The organism is Saccharothrix hoggarensis (assembly GCF_052936025.1).
On record NZ_CP193624.1, the window covers coordinates 4,066,160 to 4,082,404 of the forward strand.

Genomic DNA, 16,245 nt, shown 5'->3' on the forward strand with positions numbered 1-16,245 from the left:
GCGCCGCGACTCCCGGTCGCGGCGCCCCCGCACGGCTCAGGAGTTGCGCAGGAACCGGTCCAGCACGCGGACGCCGAACTGCAGCGCGTCGACGGGCACGCGTTCGTCCACCCCGTGGAACAGGCCGGAGAAGTCGAGGTCGGCGGGCAGCTTCAACGGCGCGAAGCCGAAGTTGCGGATGCCCAGCTGCTGGAACGACTTCGCGTCCGTGCCGCCGGACAGCATGTAGGGCAGCACCCGCGCGCCGGGGTCCTCGGCGGTGATGGACGCGGTCATCGCGTCGACCAGCGCGCCGTCGAACGTGGTCTCGACCGGCGGCAGCCCGAGCCACTCGCGCTCGACGTCCGGGCCGAGCAGTTCGGCCAGCTCGCGGTCGAACGCCTCCTCCCGGCCGGGCAGGATGCGGCAGTCCACGGTGGCCTCGGCGACGGACGGGATGACGTTCGCCTTGTACCCGGCGGAGAGCATGGTCGGGTTGGCCGTGTCGCGCAGGGTGGCGCCGATCATCCGCGACAGCGCGCCGAGCTTGCCGACGGCGCCCTCGATGTCGTCCTCGGGGAAGTCGAGCCCGGTGATCTCGGAGACGCCGGCCAGGAACTCGCGCACGGACGGCGTCAGCACGACCGGGAACCGGTGCTGACCCAGCTTGGTGACGGCCGCCGCCAGCTTCGCCACCGCGTTGTCGTGGTGGATCATCGAACCGTGGCCGGCCGTGCCGCGCACCCGCAGCTTGAGCCACCGGATGCCCTTCTCGGCGGTCTCCACGAGGTACGCGCGGACGTCGTCCTTCAGCGTGATCGAGAACCCGCCGACCTCGCTGATCGCCTCGGTGACGCCCTCGAACAGCTCGGGCCGGTTGTCGACCAGCCACTTGGCCCCGTACAGGCCGCCCGCCTCCTCGTCGGCGAGGAACGCGAACACGATGTCGCGGGGCGGCACCACGCCGTCCCGCTTGAAGCGGCGCGCGACGGCGAGCGACATCGCGACCATGTCCTTCATGTCGACCGCGCCGCGGCCCCACACGTACCCGTCCTGCACCGCGCCCGAGAACGGGTGCACGGACCACTCGGAGGCGTCCGCGGGCACCACGTCGAGGTGGCCGTGCACGAGCAGCGCGCCCCGTGACGGGTCGGCGCCCGCCAGGCGGGCGACCACGTTCCCGCGCCCCTTGGCCCCGGACTCGACGTAGGTCGTCTCGTAGCCGACCTCGCCCAGCTTCTCCGCGATCCACTCGGCCGCCGCGCGCTCGCCGACGACCGTGGCCGGGTCGCCCGTGTTGGTCGTGTCGATCCTGATCAACTCGCTGGCGAGCGACACGACCTCGTCCTGCGCGAGCCGCAGCCCGGCCCCGTCATCCAAGTTACTCACCCGGACTTCCTACCATCCGTCCCACGGGGTGGCGGCGGGCGCGCCGGCAGGTGGTCAGCGGGGCGCGTCGCGGCGGACGACGGCCAGCGTGCAGGGCGCGTGGTGGAGCATGGCGTGGCTGACCGAGCCGAGCAGGGCGCGCCGCACGGCGCCGTGGCCGTGGCTGCCGACGACGAGCAGGGCCGCGTTCTCCGCCTGGTCGAGGAGGGCCTGGGCGGGTCGGGCCAGGGACACCACCTGCTCCGCCCGGACGCCGGGGTGGCGGGCGAGCGCGGGGGCCAGCGACGTGCGGATCAGGCTCTCCGCCGCCGCGCGGAGCTGGTCGGTGTCGATGCCCAGGCCGAGGCTCTGCCCCCAGACGCCGCCAGCCCCGAGCGCGTCGACCGGCAGGCCGGTGGTGGCGTGCACGGCGACCAGCACGTGCCCGTGCCGTGCGGCGTACTCGGCCGCGACGTCCACGGCCCGGTCGCCCGGGGCGGAGCCGTCGACGCCGACCACCACGCGGCCGTCCACCTCCTCGGGCCCGCGGACCACGACGACCTGGCCGCGGAAGCGGTGCGCGAGGTCTGCGGCGACCGAGCCGGTGAACATCCTGGCCAGGCCGGTGGCGCCGGACGAGCCGACGACGAGCAGTGCCGCGTCCCGGCCGACCTCGCCCAGCACGGCGGCCGGGTGGCCGTCGAACGCGCGGGTGTCCACGGGCACGCCGGGCGCGACGCGTTCGCACTCGGCGGCGATCTCGGCGAGGTGGTCGTCCGTGTACGCGCGCACCGACTCCTCGCCGACCAGCTGGGGCAGCGGCATGGACACGGGGGTCACCACGACTTCCGGGAACGGTCCGCGCAGGACGTTCACGACGACGAGTCGCGCTCCCCGGCTCGCCGCCTCGCGGGCCGCCCAGCGCGCGGCCTGCCGGGACCGCTCCGAGCCGTCGAACCCGACGACCACGGCGCCGCGCCCGACCTCGGCCAGCGCGTTGTCCGGGTCGCCCGGACCGCTGGGACAAGCCATGCTCCACCTCCGCGCGCCGGGAAACCGTCGTCACGGGGATAGCCGGGGACGTCGCCACCGACACGTGACCCGTCCGTGTGGATTTTCCACGGGAGTGCGAATATCCGAATTCAGCTCGCTTATCGGCGGATTCGCGAGGGGAGACGGAAAAGCTGAGATGTATTCGCGACGGAGGAATTCGGCGCGTGGCGCGTCGGCGGGCGAGATCCCGCGGCCCTGCGCACCCCTCAACGCGTGCCGCCGTGGCGGTGCGGCGGCACAACCGCAGGGCCCCGGTGACAGCCGGCCTGGTCACCCGGGATCTCGCTGTCGCCGACTCCGTTCCACTGGCAGTACGCTCAAGCGCGGCTGCCCCCAATTCCAGTGGAACCGCCTCGGGCCAGGCTACTGGGGCCCCACCCTGGAATCAACCGCGGTGGCGGAGTAGCTTGGCCGTGCCACTCGCGAGTGGAAGTAGTCACGCGAGGAAGCGGTCGTGCGTACGGGGGATGGCCATGACGGCGGGAGAACAACGCGTTTTCGCCGAAGTCCTCGACGAACTGTGCCTGCGTCCCGGTGACCGCTCCCGGTACACGAACGTGGAACTCGCCGAGCGGATTCGCCGGGACGGCGGCGAGATCACGCACACCTACATCTCGCAGCTGCGCCGCGGCGACAAGGACAACCCGACGTGCCGCACGATCGAGGGCCTGGCCAACGCCCTGCACGTCCACCCGGCGTGCTTCGTGGGCGGCCGCAGCGCGCTGCACGCCGGTGAACGCCCGCGGTGGCGGCGAGGCGCGCTGAAGCACCTGTTCGACACCGTGTACCCGCCGAACCGGGGCCCGTTCTCGCCGGAGGAGATCGCCGCCCGCATCACCGCCGGCCCGTACGGGTCCATCTCGGCCAACTACGTGCGCGAACTCCTCGCGGGCACGAGCGACAACCCCCGGTTGAAGCACATCCTCGGGCTGGCCGAGGCGTTCGGCGCCGCGCCCGCGTACTTCTTCGACGACGAGCTGGCCGCCCGCGTGGACGAGCAGCTGGAGACCCGCCTGGCGATGGACAAGCTCGGCGTCAACACCGTCATCCTGCGCACCGCCGAGCAACCGCCGCCGCCCGGCGTCCGCAACAAGATCCTGCTCGCGCTGGTGCGGGCGCTGCACCCCGGCGTCGAGGCCGAGGACGCCATCCGGCGCGCCCTGGAGCCGGACGAGCCGGCGACGTCCGCCGACGACGAGCCCACCGACGGCCGGGCCGTGACCGGCACGGGATCGACGTAGGCGGCCGGGTGGGAACGGTGACCTGATGAAGGCCAAGGAACTGCGCGCGCTCAGCGAGGACCTGATCCGCGACCTCGACCTGGACCGGTCCGCCACCACGGAGGCGGTGTGCGTCCGGCTGTGCGAGGTGGTGGCCCGGCGGCTGCGGCGGGAGATCATCCTGCGGTTCGACGACCTCGGCGCGGGCGGCACGAGCGGGCTGTGGGCCGTGACCGAGGACGAGGTGCACGTCATCATCGTCACCACGGCCCGCAGCTGGGTGCACCGGCTGCTCATCCTGCTGCACGAGATCGCGCACATGCTGTGCGGCCACCGCGCGCCGCGGCTCAACGCCGAGGAGGGCCGCCGGCTGCTCTACCCGGACCTGTCCCCCGCCATGTTCCGCATCCTCGCGGGCCGCACGGACCTGTCCCGCCGGGACGAACGGGAAGCCGACCGCGTCGCGGGCGTGCTGACCCGCGCGTTGATCGACTGGGCGGGACGGCAGCCGGCCGAGCCTTCCCTCCCGGACGGCGACGACCTCGTGACGCGGGCGTGGTACTCGTTCGGCTACTCGCCCGAGCGGGGCTCCCGTGGATGACGTCCTCTACCTGGGCAGCGTCGTCGGCGTGCTGGTGCTGCTCGCGCACAAGTGGTGGGCGTACCGGGAGGCGCCGCCCGAACGGCGACCGGCGCTGCTGCCGATCTGCCTCGCGTGCGTGACGGCGGCGCCGGCGTTCCTGTTCCTCGCGCCGACGGTGGGCGTGAGCGTCGATTCGCTCACCGGCATACCGAACCTGTCCGTGATGCTGGTGTACACGTCCGGCGTCGCGTTCGTCGCCGCGAACCAGGCCATGCTGCTGTACTGGCGGCACCCGCCCGAGCGGGCGTGGCGGACGACCCGCCGGGTGCTGGCGGCGTCCGCCGTCGTGCTGGCGACGATGATCGCGCTGTTCGTGCTGGGCGACGCCGACGAGGAGCACCACGGCGACTTCCCGGCGGCGTACGCGGACGCGCCGTACCTGGCCGAACTGCTGGTGCTGTACCACGTCGCCTACCTCGTCGGCCTGCTCAACGTCGTGCGGCTGTGCTGGCTGTGGGCCGGGGAGACGCCGCCGGACCAGCCGTGGCTGGGACGCGGGCTGCGGATCAACGCGATCGGCGTCCTGGTGGGGTCCGGCTACGCCGTGCTGGTGCTCGTGGGCGTCATCGGCAGCCGACTCGGCGCGAACCTCGACGCGTGGGCCGTGGCCGCGCCGAAGGCCCTCACCCTGGCGGTGCCGATCGTCGTCGTCGGGGCGAGCATCGCCGCGTGGGGCCCGCGGCTGACCGACCTGCGGGAACGGGCAGGGCGGCAGCGTGACGCGGTCCGCGACCACCGGCGGTTGCGGCCGCTGTGGCACGCGTTGCGCGCGGTCGACCTGGCCATGCGGCACGTGCCCGGAACGCTGAGGGAGCGCTTCGACCCCGAGCACCGCCTGTTCTGGCGCGTCATCGAGATCAACGACTGGCTGCACCGGCTGCGGCCCGGCCACGACGCCGAGGTGGCCCGCGCGGTCGACCGCCGTGCCGCGGGACTCTCGCCGGACGAGCGGTGGGCCGCGCACGAGGCCGCTCGGATCAAGGCCGCCCTGCGCGCCCGCGACCGCGGTGACGAACCCGCTGACGCCACCCCCGCCGGCGAGGACGGCTCGCCGGCGGCCGAGCACGCGTTCGCCGGCGAGCGGACCCGGCTCGTGCTGGTGGCGCGGGCGTTCACCGGACCCGTGGTCGACGCCGCCCTGGCCGACGTCGGCTCGGCCGTCGGCACGCGCCGATGAGCGGGCCGGGGACTTCGGCGGGGCACCGGACCGGCGCGCTGGTCCTGGGCGGCGGCCTGGCCGGGATGCTCGCCGCGTCCGTCCTCACCGCGCACGTCGACCGCGTCACCGTCGTCGACCGCGACCGCTCCGGCGACCGCGACCGCTTCGGCGACGACGTCCGCCACCGCCGGGGCGTGCCGCACACCCGGCACGCGCACGTGCTGATGGCCGGCGGAAGCCGCGCGCTGGACGAGGTGTCGCCCGGCCTGACCGCGAGCCTGGTCGACGCGGGCGCGCGGCGCCTCGGCCTGCCGAACGGGCTGCTGGTGTTCACCCAGTTCGGCTGGCTCCCCCGGCTGGACGAGGCGCAGTTCGTGATCGGGTGCAGCCGCGCCCTGCTCGACGGCGAGGTGCGGCGGCGGGTGCTCGCCCCGGGCGTGGTCGACGTGGTCGAGGCCGCCGACGTCGTGGGGCTGCTCGGCGACCGCGCGCACGTCACCGGCGCCCGGGTGCGGGACCGGGACACCGGGCGCGAACGCCGGATCGAGGCCGACTTCGTGGTGGACGCGACCGGGCGCGGCTCGCGGGCCGACCGGTGGCTCGCGGACCTCGGCCTGCCCGCCGTGCCGGAGGAGCGCGTCGACTCCCGCCTGGTGTACGCCACGCGCCTGTACCGCGCGCCCGCCGGCGCCGGGGACTTCCCCGGCCTGAGCATCCTCGGTGACCCGCGGTCCAACCCGTTCGGGCAGGGCGGCGTGCTGGTGCCGATCGAGGACGACCGGTGGATCGTCAGCCTCGGCGGCATGCGCGGCGGCGAGCCGGACGTCAGCCCGGAGGGGTTCCGTGCCTTCGCCCGCCGGCTGCGCCACCCCGCCATCGCCGACCTGATCGACGTGGCCGAACCGCTCACCCGGCCGTTCGGGTTCCACGGCACGGTCAACCGCCGTCGCCGCTTCGAACGCCTCTCCCCCTGGCCGTCCGGGTTCGTCGTGCTCGGCGACGCGGCGTGCACCTTCAACCCCGTGTACGGGCACGGCATGACCGTCGTGGCCCGGCAGGCGGTGGCGTTGCGGGACGGCCTGGCGCGGCACGGGCTCGACGGCCGCACGGCGGCGCGCGTCCAGCGGCGGTTCGCCCGGGTGATCGACGACGCGTGGGAGATGGCCGTCGGGCAGGACCTTCGCTACCCCGGCACGATCGGCCCGCCCCGGACCCGTGCCGACGTCGTGCTGGAGCGCTACCTCGACCGGCTCGTCCTGGCGGCCACCGGCCGGCCCTCCGTCACCCGCGCGCAGATCAACGCCTACACCCTGTCCGCGCCGCTGCGGAGCCTGCTGTCGCCCCGGGTCGCCCTCGGCGTGCTGCGCGGGCCCGGCCGCCCGCCGTCGACCGAGCCGCCGTTCACCGAGGCCGAGCGGCGGGTGTTCGCCGGCGATCCGCCCTGACAGTGGGCGAGACTGGCCCGCATGGCGGGAACGGTGTGGTGACGGACGAGTTCCCGGTGCGCCAGGCGCTCACGGCGGCGTTGACGCGCCTGGCGATGCCGGCGGCCGACCAGGTCGCCTACCTGGGCGGGCTCGGCGGCTTCATCGGGGACCTCACCGACGAACTCGCCTTGGAGTACGGCGACGCCTACCTCGTCGTCCGCGGCCGGCTCGCCGAGTTCGGCCCGGCGGCTCCCGTGCTGACCGCCCTCGACCAGCTCCTCGACCGGATGAGCGGCGAGGCGAACGCCCACCTGTGGACCCGTGACGCGCTCGCCGTCGAGCCGTCGTGGGCGGAGGTGCGGGACCTGGCCTCGCGCGCGCTCACCCTGCTGCCGGACGACGGGTCACCCGACGCGTAGCCGCCCCACGCCCGCGTAGACGCCCCGTGCCGGTCCGTCCGGGTCGGTGGCGCCGGGCTCGGGCCGCCACAGGTCCGCGTCGACCACGCCCGGCTCCACCACGTCGAGGCCCTCGAACAACGTCATGACCCGGTCGTAGGGCCGGAAGAACATCGGGTTGGGGCTCGCGGCCATCGTCGCGGCCACCTGCGCCATGCCCTCGGGGTCGTGGTCGGCGGTCAGGTGGGAGATCGCCACGAAGCTCCCCGGCGGCAACGCCGACAGGTAGCGCTGGACCAGGCCAGCCGGGTCGAGGCGGTCGGGGACGAAGTGGAACACCGCCACCATCAGCAGTCCGACCGGGTCGCCGGTGTCCAGCAGGTCCCGCACCGACGGCGACGCCAGCACCGCGTCCGGGTCGGTGAGGTCGGCCTCCACCACCGCGGTCCGCTCGTCGCCCTCCAGCAGCAACCTGCTGTGCTCGACGGCGATCGGCTCGTGGTCGACGTAGACGACCCGGCTCGTCGGGTCGGCGCGCTGGGCGATCTCGTGGACGTTGCCGACGGTCGGGATGCCCGAGCCCAGGTCGAGGAACCGGGTGACGCCCTCGCCGACCACGTGCCGCACCGCGCGCCGCAGGAAGGCCCGGTTGGACCGGGCCACCCGGCGGGCGTGCGGCAGGACGCGTTCGATGTGCGCCGCGGCGGCGCGGTCGGCGGCGAAGTTGTGACCGCCGCCCAGCAGGAAGTCGTACACCCGCGCCGCCGAGGGCCGCAGGACGTCGGCTCCGTCCGGCACCCAGTCGTTGTCGTTCGTCACGTCGTCGTCCCCCGGCGCCGGTGTCGATCAAGCCGGCTCCCAGGGTAGCGGGCGGCGCGTGGTCAGATCGGCGAGCAGTCCGGCTTGTCGGTCCAGTCCGCGCCGCAGTGGTAGAGCGTGATCACGGTGTTGTAGCCGTACCGGCCGCCCAGGGTGTTGTACTCGTTGACGTCGACGCGGCCGGCGACGTAGTGGTCGGTCGGCGTGCCGCGGGCGGTGTCGGTGTGCGACGGCGGCGTCGACGTGGTGGGCGTGGTGCTCGTCGGGGAACCGTCGAGCAGGCCCCAGAACCGGGCCATGTGGTGCGCCGAGCAGATGTTCACGTCGAGGATGTACGCCCCGGCGGCGCCGCACTGCCCGGGGCCCGTGCCGGGGTCGACGGGCTGGCCGTGGCCCATGCCGGTGATGTCGTAGACCTCCACCGTGCCGCCGTACACGCGGTGCGGGTACCCGGCGACGGTGTCGCGCACGTCGGCGGTCTGGTCGGTGCCGTTGACGTTGGTCCACTGCTCCACGAGCTCGGCGGCGTTCATGGGGCGCACGGTGTTGTCGGCGGTGCCGTGCCAGATGGAGACCTTCGCGCGGGCGCCGGTGTAGGACGCCGCGGCGCGCACCTTGTCGCCCCACTGCGCGGGGGTCAGGTCGACGCCGGGGTTCATGCACGTGAACGCGGCCGACACCGTGGTCGCGCAGCCGTGCGGCAGCCCCGCCACCACTCCCCCGCCGGAGAACACCTCCGGGTAGGCGGCGAGCATGACCGACGTCATCGCGCCGCCCGCCGACAGGCCGGTGACGTACGCCGACGTCGACCCGAGGTCCGCCTTCGTCCGGTCGACCATCTGCTTGATCGACAACGCCTCGCCGGAGCCGCGGCGGGCGTCGCCCGGCTCGAACCAGTTGAAGCAGGAGTTGGCGTTGTTCTGGGACTTCTGCTGCGGGAACACCACCGAGAACTTCCACCGGTCGGGCAACGCCTGCCAGCCGGTGCCGCCGGCGTAGGCGGACGCGTTCTGCGTGCAGCCGTGCATCGCCACCACCACCGGCCGTCCGCCACCCAGGCCGGTCGGCACGTACCGGAACATCTGGAGGTCCCCGGGGTTCGTGCCGAAGCCGGTCACCTCCTGCAGCGTCGCCGCGCGGGCGGGCCGCGGCGTGCCCACCACGGACAGGGCGACGACCAGCAGGACGGCGAGCACGGCCACGAGCACCGCGGCGGGACCGCGGATCACGGCGATGGGGTGACGATCGGGCACGGCGGACCTCCACGATGAGGACGGGTGACAGCGGTCACACTGTTGCCTCGATGCTAGGAACCGCCGTGATCCGCGTCCCTGGCGGACGCAGCCACTCTTCGCGACGCCGGAGTGTGAACCCGGCACATCGCCGCCCGACCACCGGCGCGGGGCGGGCATCCGGAGAGGACACCCGCCCCGACCTGTCCGGCCGTCAGACCAACGTGATCGCGTACACCTCCACCCGCGGGTCGTCGGGCAGCGTCACCGAGTGCACGGCCTTGGCCGGGTCGAGCGGGACGGACAGGCCGAACAGCCGCACCGGCGGGCCGTCCACGCCCTGGCCGGCCTTGATGCGGTGCGGCATGTCCAGCACCACCGTGCCACCGGAGCCGGCCCAGTCGCCGACCGTCACCGGCGCCTCGGCGGTGCTGCCGTCGGCGTACCGGACCGTCACGGACGCCGTCACGGGGCCGTTGTGCGACGCCGCGACGAGCTTCAGCGCGCCGTGCTCCCCGGCGGGCAGCAGCATCGCCTGCCCGCGTGCCTCCACGAAGTTCGCCGCCGTGCCGGTCGCGTCCGGCGCCTGGTACGTCACGCCGCCCCACGTCACCGGACCGGCGGCGGGCAGCAACGCGGCGTCGTAGCTCCAGCCCTGGCCGTCGAAGTCGCCCTGCCCGGACGCGGCGACCGTGGCCGTGCCGTCGTGGTTCAGCTCGCGGGTCAGGTCGACCGCGCACTGCTCGCCCGCCACCGCGCACGTGGCCGCCTCCCGCACCTCGATCACGGCCTCCCGCACGACGGTGTTCGGCCCTTCCGCGGTGACGCGCACCGGGTAGTTGCCGATCGGCGTGCCGGCGGGGACCGTCACCACGACGTCCACCGAGCGCTGGGTCGGCAGCCCGTGCGACTTGACCACCATCGGCGGGACCGGCGCCACCGACCAGTCGTCCGGCACGTCCGCCGTCACCTCGACCGGCACCGCGCCGGGAGCCTGGGCGAGCACGTCGAGCGTCAGCGGCACGGTTCGCGGCGCGTCCGCCGCGGGCACGACCGCCGCGGACTGCCGCAGCGACGCGTCGAGGCGCCGCCGGTCGTCGGGCCGGGCGCGGCTGACCGACGGCGGCTCGGAGCCGGGATCGGTGCCCCAGGACGACGGCGTGGCGCCGAGCCGGTGCGCCACCGTGCCGCCGCCGGCGACGGTGTCCCAGTCGAGCCACGTCTTGCGGAGGTCACGGCCGTCGAACGACACCTCCTGCACGTACCGGTTGGCGTCGCTCGCGCCCGGCGCGGTGATGGTCAGCGTGTTCTGTCCGGTTCGGACGGTCGCGCCCGGGAACTGGGGGCTGGACAGGGCGAGGAAGTCGCCGCCGCTCATCGTCGGGTACAGGCCCAGCGACGAGAACACGTACCAGGCCGACATGGTGCCCAGGTCGTCGTTGCCGGTCATGCCGTCCGGGCCGGTGGTGAACAGCGTCATCGCCGCCCGCACCACGGTCGCCGTCTTCGCCGGGGTGCGCGTCGACAGGTAGAAGTACGGCGCGAGCAGGTCGGGTTCGTTGTTGGGGTTGTACGTGGGCTTGCCGTAGTAGTCGTACGGCTGGGTGATCCAGTCCTCGCGCACGGTCCCGGCCGGGTCGGCGAGCAGCTCGTCGTAGGCGAAGAACGCGTCGAGCCGCCGTTCCGCGGCCTCGCGCCCGCCCATCAGGTCGACGAGCCCGTTCGGGTCCTGCGGTACCAGCCACTGGTACTGGAACGCGCCGCCCTCGTGGAACTGGTGGCCCGCGTCGACCGGGTTGTACGGCGTCACCCAGGTGCCCTCGGCGGTGCGGGGGCGGAAGTGTCCGATCTCGGCGTCCCACAGGTTGCGGTACCACTGGCCGCGGTCGGCGAACATCCGCGCGTCGTCGCGCTTGCCGAGCCCTTCCGCCATGACGGCGAGGGACGCGTCCGCCGCCGCGTACTCCAGCGTCGCCGACGCCGGGTGCACGCAGTCGTTGTCGCCGCCCTTGTGCGCGCAGTCGACGCCCAGCTCCAGCCCGGACGGGATGTAGCCGCGGTCGCGGTAGAACTCGACGCCGGACCGGCCGTTGTACGGCGAGTCGGCGGGCGGGACGGTGGTGGCGTTGCGCTTGAGCAGCTCGTACGCCTCCTCCTCGTGCCCGGCGAGCAGGCCCTTCGACCACGCCTCGACCAGGAACGGCGTCACCGGGTCGCCGGTCATGATGTTGGTCTCGCTGTTGGCGAGCGCCCAGCGCGGCAGCCACCCGCCGTCCCGCCCGCTCGCGACGACGGACAGCGCGACGTCCCGCGCCACCTCGGGTTCGAGCAGTTCCAGCAGTTGGTTCTGCGGCCGGTAGGTGTCCCACAGCGACAGGTTCTGGTAGGGCGTGAAGCCCTCGGCGGTGTGCGGCTCGCCGTCGAAGCCCAGGTACCGGCCGTCCACGTCGCCGGCGAGGTTGGGGTGCAGCAACGAGTGGTAGAGCGCGGTGTAGAACGCGACCCGCCGCTCCGGCGCGCCGCCGTCGATCCGGATCGAGTTCAGCCGGTCCACCCACGCCCGGTGCGCGGCGGCCTTCGTGGCGTCGAAGTCGTAGGAGTCGCCGGTCTCGGCGGAGAGGTTCTTGCGGGCGCCGTCGATGCCGGTGTACGAGATGCCGACCTTGAGCACGACGTCGCGGTCGGAGGTCGCGTCGAAGGTCACCCACGCGCCGTTGCCGCCCTGGCCCGCCGCGTCCGGCACGCCCGGCGCGCGGGTCGTGCCGCGCCACGTGCCGAAGCTCGCGAACGGCCGGTCGAAGGTGGCCGTGAAGTAGACGGTGTGCTCGTCGCGGCCCGCGCAGAACCGCCCGGCCTTGATCCGTCCCTCGACGGTCCGGTCGCCGATGACGTGCACCTCGGAGTCGAGCACCTGCTGGTTCGCCTTGCCGGTGTTGAACAGGACGTTCGCCTGCGCCCCGGCGGGGAACGCGTGGCGCTGCCAGCCGGTGCGCGGTGTGGCGGTCAGCTCGGCGTTGATCCCGTACCGGGACAGGCCGACGCGGTAGTAGCCGGGCCGCGCCTCCTCGTCGGCGTGCGAGTACTTCGACCGGTACCCGGCGATGTCAACGTTGTCCACCGGGCCGGTCGTCGGCATGACCGGCAGTTCGCCCGCCACGCCGCAGCCGACGCCGGACAGGTGCGTCTGGCTGAAGCCGTGGATCTCCTGCTGCTGGTAGTCGTAGCCGCCCTGGCCGCCGGTGTCCGGGCTGACCTGCACCATCCCGAACGGCATGCTCGCGCCGGGGAACGTGTTGCCGAAGTTCTGGGTGCCGACGAACGGGTTCACCAGGGTCGTCGGGTCCACGTCGTCGGGCTGGGCGGCGGCCGGCGCCACGGCGAGCGGCGCTCCTATGAGCGCCAGTGCGGCGGCCAGCAGGAGTGAGTTGCCTCGGCGGAGCGGCATCGGCGGGGACCCTCTCTGGGTGACAACGTTGTCAGGTGATCCGGATGCCCGATCACCGTCCCGACTCTGGCGCACGACGGCCCCGGCCGTCCAGACCCGACGACCACCCTGACCGGACAAATCCGGTGACAGGGTGGCCGTCGGCCCCGTGGCGCGCGGGAGCTCAGTTCCCCCAGAGGATCGGGTTCTTGCGGTAGTCGCCGCCGTCGTTGAACGCGGCCGTCTCCACCTTCAAGCCGTCCTTCGACCCGGCCAGCGAGCACGACTCGAACTTCGCGCCGGGCGTCGTGAAGTCGTCACCGGCGTTCTTCGAGTCGCACGCGGTGGACTCGCCCGCGAGCCCGATCCCGGTGCGCGAGCCGTCCGCCTGCCGCCCGACGAGCGTCATCGGCAGGCCGCTGAGGTCGTCGCCCTTCACGAACTCCACCGTGAACCGGATGCGGACCGGGGTGACGCCGGTGACCTGCTCCGCCGGGAACCGCTCGAGGTCGGAGGCGTCGCCCGGCTCGATCGCGGTGACCGTGATGGCGACGGTGCCGAACCGCTGCTCGTTGTAGTTGGCCGGGACCACCGCGCGCTCACCGATCTTCAGCCGCATGCCGGGGCTGGTGTGGCCGTCTGCGGTCGTCGGCTCGGCCGGGGTCGCCACGGCGGTGGTCGTCTTGGCGGCCCCGGCCGCGTCCGCGGCTCCGGTGTCCTTCGGGCCGCAGGCCGTGGACACCAGGGCAGCCGACCCCACGACGGCTGCCAGGAGGGAGCGCTGGACGTGCTTCACGATCTCGGTTCTCCTCGTGTGAGCGTGCCGGAAAGGCTCTTCCCCCCGGCTGCGCGGCACGCTAACCCGCCAACCGGCCCCGTGCTGTGGGCCGTTCACACCACAGGCAACGCCCGCGCCAGGTCGTCCCAGAGGTCTTCCACGTCCTCGATGCCCACCGACAAGCGGATCGTGCCGCCGGTGATGCCGGACGCGGCCAGCTGCTCCTCGGTCAGCTGGCGGTGCGACGTGCTCGCCGGGTGCAGCACCAACGTCTCCACGCCGCCGAGCGACGGCGCCAGGCTGATCAGCCCGAGGCTGGTCACGAACGCGCGCCCGGCGGCCGCGTCGGCCAGGTCGAACGAGAACGCGCTGCCGAACCCGGTGAGGAACCCGGCCGCGACGGCGTGGCTGGGGTGGGTCTCCAGACCGGTCCAGTGCACCTTGCGCACGGCGGGGTGGTCGGCCAGGCGACGGGCCAGCACCGCGGCGTTCTCCTCGTGCTTCCGCACGCGCAGCGCCAGGGTCCGCAGGCCGCGGATCGTCAGCCAGGCCGCGAACGGGTCGGGCGTGACGCCGAGTTCGACGGCGTAGTGCCAGGTCCGGTGGTGCCGGGCGGTGTCGGCGAAGACCGCCACGCCGCCGGTCACGTCGCTGTGGCCGCCGAGGTACTTGGTGGTCGAGTGCACGACCACGTCCGCGCCGTGCTCGATCGGGCGGCACAGCAGCGGCGACGCGAACGTGTTGTCCACGACGACCAGGACGTCGCCGGCCGCGGCGGCCAGCGCGGGCAGGTCGCTCACGTGGCCGGTCGGGTTGGCGATGGTCTCCAGGTAGAGCACCTTCGTCTCGGGGCGCAGGGCGGCGCGGACCTCGTCCGCGTCGTGCCCGCCGACGTAGGTGACGGTGACGCCCCACCGTTCCGCCAGGTCGCGCAGGAAGGCCAACGTGCCGCCGTACAGCGCGCGCTGCGCGATCACGTGGTCGCCGGCCTTGAGATTCGCCATGAGCACCGCGCTGATCGCGCCCATCCCGGACGCGGTCGCCAACGCCGCCGTGCCGCCTTCGAGCGCCGCCACCGCGTCCTCCAGCGCGCGCACGGTGGGGTTGGCGAGCCGGCTGTAGACGAACGCCCCGTCCGGCCGGGTCATCCCGTCCGCGAACGCGTCGAGGTCGTCGAAGGAGAAGCCGGACGTCTGGTACAGCGGCACGGCCAGGGGCTTGCTGGTCAGGGCGGGTACGTCGGTGTGCACAACTCGGGTGTCGACTCGCATGTCCCCGATCCTCCGGCGGGCGGCGGTGACCGGGAAGGTCCAATCCGACTAGATTGGTCTGCTTGTGGAACCAATCGCGGTGGACGACCTGCGCGGGTGGCTCGGGCGCTGGTCGTCCGGTCGGGGCTCGCTGTACCTGCTGCTGGCCGCGCGCCTGCGCGAGCTGATCGACGAAGGGCTGTTGCCGGCGGGGACGGTGCTGCCGCCGGACCGCGTGCTGGCGTCGGGCCTCGCGGTCGGCCGCACCACCGTGATCGCGGCCTACGACCAACTCCGCCAGGAAGGCCGGCTGACCCGCCGGCGCGGCAGCGGCACGTGGGTGGCGCCGGGCGGCGGCGCGGCGGCGGCCCGTGCCGAGACCGCGAACCCGATGTTCGTCAACCTGCTGGAGCCGCCCGACGGCGTGCTCCAGTTCGCGTGCGCCGGGCCCATGTCGCCGCCGCCGCAGCTCGCCGAGGCGTACCGCCGGGCCGCGGACCGCCTCACCGGCAAGGACATGGGCTACCACCCGTCCGGGCACCCCGCGCTGCGGCGCGCGCTCGCCGACCACTACACCGCGCTGGGCGTGCCGACGACCGACGACCAGGTCCTGGTGACCACCGGCGCGCAGCAGGCGTTGGCGCTGCTGACCCGCGCACTCGTGCGGCCGGGCGACGAGGTGCTGGTGGAGGCGCCCACGTACCCCGGTGCGCTGGACCTGTTCCACGAGGCCGCGGCGGTGATCCGGGCCGCGCCCGACCTGGCCGACGCGCTGGGGCGCCGGAAGCCGGCGCTCGTCTACGCGATGCCGACGTTCCACAACCCCACCGGCGCGTCGATGAGCCCCCTGCAACGCCGACGCCTCGTCCGCGCCGCCGCCGCCGTGCCGCTGGTGTTCGACGAGGTGCTGTCCGACCTCGACCTGGCCGGCGGCCCACCGCAGCCGCCCACCGCCGAGGCGATCACCGTGGCGTCGTTGAGCAAGGTGGTGTGGGGCGGTCTGCGCGTCGGCTGGGTCCGCGCCGAGGCCCCGCTGATCGCCCGGCTGGCCCGGTTCAAGGCCGTGCACGACCTCGGCAGCGCCGTCTTGGAGCAGTTGGCGGCGGTGGAGCTCCTGGCCGACTTCGCCACCGTGCGCTCCCACCGCGTCGCCGCGTTGCGCGACCGGCACGACGTCCTCCGCGCGCGACTGCGCCACCACCTGCCGACCTGGCGGTTCACGCCGGCGGAAGGCGGCCAGACGCTCTGGGTGCGCCTACCCGGTGACGCCGACGCGGCCGGCTACGCCCAGGTTGCCCTCCGGCACGGCGTGGCCGTCCTCCCCGGCGCCTCCCTCGACCCGACCGGCCGCAGCGCCGACCGCCTGCGCCTGCCGTTCACCGACGACCCGGCCGCCATCACCGCCGCCGTCACCCGGCTGTCCGCCGCCTGGCAGGACTTCACCGCGACGGCCCCTCACCGTCGCGTGGTCCCGTCGATCGCCGTGTAGGCGCGC

The 16,245-nt window shown here is 73.9% G+C and carries 13 protein-coding genes; 6 read left to right on the forward strand and 7 right to left on the reverse strand.

Features of this window, described 5'->3' with window-relative positions; genetic code table 11:
- Nucleotides 1–36: 36 nt before the first annotated feature.
- A complete protein-coding gene (locus ACRAKH_RS18630) occupies nt 37–1,359 on the reverse strand; it encodes a M20/M25/M40 family metallo-hydrolase (RefSeq protein WP_380722801.1) in 1,323 nt (440 codons plus the stop codon).
- A 63-nt stretch (nt 1,360–1,422) separates the two neighbouring features.
- Nucleotides 1,423–2,379, reverse strand: a complete 957-nt coding sequence (locus ACRAKH_RS18635) for a universal stress protein (protein WP_380722793.1) — start codon at nt 2,377–2,379, stop codon at nt 1,423–1,425.
- A gap of 494 nt (nt 2,380–2,873) precedes the next feature.
- Here ACRAKH_RS18635 and ACRAKH_RS18640 point away from each other — a divergent pair, with 494 nt between their 5' ends.
- The 5 genes from ACRAKH_RS18640 to ACRAKH_RS18660 are packed head-to-tail and all read left to right on the forward strand — an operon-like array spanning nt 2,874 to nt 7,268.
- The gene (locus tag ACRAKH_RS18640; RefSeq protein ID WP_380722795.1) at nt 2,874–3,641 is read left to right on the forward strand and encodes a hypothetical protein; all 768 of its coding nucleotides are present in this window, start codon (nt 2,874–2,876) and stop codon (nt 3,639–3,641) included.
- A gap of 25 nt (nt 3,642–3,666) precedes the next feature.
- Entirely contained in the window at nt 3,667–4,221 is a 555-nt protein-coding gene (locus ACRAKH_RS18645; protein WP_380722797.1) for a hypothetical protein, read from the forward strand.
- A complete protein-coding gene (locus ACRAKH_RS18650; RefSeq protein ID WP_447009145.1) occupies nt 4,214–5,440 on the forward strand; it encodes an MAB_1171c family putative transporter in 1,227 nt (408 codons plus the stop codon). Before ACRAKH_RS18645 ends, ACRAKH_RS18650 begins: the two co-directional genes overlap by 8 nt.
- Nucleotides 5,437–6,867 (forward strand): FAD-dependent monooxygenase, encoded by a 1,431-nt coding sequence (locus tag ACRAKH_RS18655; protein WP_380729829.1) that lies wholly within the window; start codon nt 5,437–5,439, stop codon nt 6,865–6,867. The genes ACRAKH_RS18650 and ACRAKH_RS18655 overlap by 4 nt, the downstream gene beginning before the upstream one ends.
- A 38-nt stretch (nt 6,868–6,905) precedes the next feature.
- A complete protein-coding gene (locus ACRAKH_RS18660) occupies nt 6,906–7,268 on the forward strand; it encodes a hypothetical protein (protein WP_380729831.1) in 363 nt (120 codons plus the stop codon).
- Here the strand turns inward: ACRAKH_RS18660 and ACRAKH_RS18665 are convergent.
- The 5 genes from ACRAKH_RS18665 to ACRAKH_RS18685 form a co-directional block, all read right to left on the reverse strand.
- A complete protein-coding gene (locus ACRAKH_RS18665; RefSeq protein ID WP_380729833.1) occupies nt 7,254–8,066 on the reverse strand; it encodes an SAM-dependent methyltransferase in 813 nt (270 codons plus the stop codon). The genes ACRAKH_RS18660 and ACRAKH_RS18665 overlap by 15 nt on opposite strands.
- A 62-nt stretch (nt 8,067–8,128) precedes the next feature.
- On the reverse strand, nt 8,129–9,319 hold the full coding sequence (locus ACRAKH_RS18670) for an extracellular catalytic domain type 1 short-chain-length polyhydroxyalkanoate depolymerase (RefSeq protein WP_380729835.1): 1,191 nt from the start codon (nt 9,317–9,319) through the stop codon (nt 8,129–8,131).
- Between the two features lie 193 nt (nt 9,320–9,512).
- The gene (locus tag ACRAKH_RS18675) at nt 9,513–12,743 is read right to left on the reverse strand and encodes a GH92 family glycosyl hydrolase (protein ID WP_447009146.1); all 3,231 of its coding nucleotides are present in this window, start codon (nt 12,741–12,743) and stop codon (nt 9,513–9,515) included.
- A 163-nt stretch (nt 12,744–12,906) separates the two neighbouring features.
- Entirely contained in the window at nt 12,907–13,518 is a 612-nt protein-coding gene (locus tag ACRAKH_RS18680) for a hypothetical protein (RefSeq protein WP_380729972.1), read from the reverse strand.
- A gap of 95 nt (nt 13,519–13,613) precedes the next feature.
- On the reverse strand, nt 13,614–14,771 hold the full coding sequence (locus ACRAKH_RS18685; protein WP_380729971.1) for a trans-sulfuration enzyme family protein: 1,158 nt from the start codon (nt 14,769–14,771) through the stop codon (nt 13,614–13,616).
- 64 nt (nt 14,772–14,835) lie between these two features.
- On the opposite strand from ACRAKH_RS18685, the gene ACRAKH_RS18690 reads away from it, so the two are divergent.
- Nucleotides 14,836–16,239: an aminotransferase-like domain-containing protein gene (locus ACRAKH_RS18690; RefSeq protein ID WP_447009147.1), complete on the forward strand. Its 1,404-nt coding sequence runs from the start codon at nt 14,836–14,838 to the stop codon at nt 16,237–16,239.
- Nucleotides 16,240–16,245: the final 6 nt, after the last annotated feature.

Excerpts from the sequence above, each read along its gene's own strand:
- ACRAKH_RS18635 (WP_380722793.1), bottom strand. The coding sequence starts at position 2,379 with ATGGCTTGTCCCAGCGGTCCGGGCGACCCGGACAACGCGCTGGCCGAG.
- ACRAKH_RS18640 (WP_380722795.1), top strand. The coding sequence starts at position 2,874 with ATGACGGCGGGAGAACAACGCGTTTTCGCCGAAGTCCTCGACGAACTG.
- ACRAKH_RS18645 (WP_380722797.1), top strand. The coding sequence starts at position 3,667 with ATGAAGGCCAAGGAACTGCGCGCGCTCAGCGAGGACCTGATCCGCGAC.
- ACRAKH_RS18655 (WP_380729829.1), top strand. The coding sequence starts at position 5,437 with ATGAGCGGGCCGGGGACTTCGGCGGGGCACCGGACCGGCGCGCTGGTC.
- ACRAKH_RS18675 (WP_447009146.1), bottom strand. The coding sequence starts at position 12,743 with ATGCCGCTCCGCCGAGGCAACTCACTCCTGCTGGCCGCCGCACTGGCG.
- ACRAKH_RS18685 (WP_380729971.1), bottom strand. The coding sequence starts at position 14,771 with ATGCGAGTCGACACCCGAGTTGTGCACACCGACGTACCCGCCCTGACC.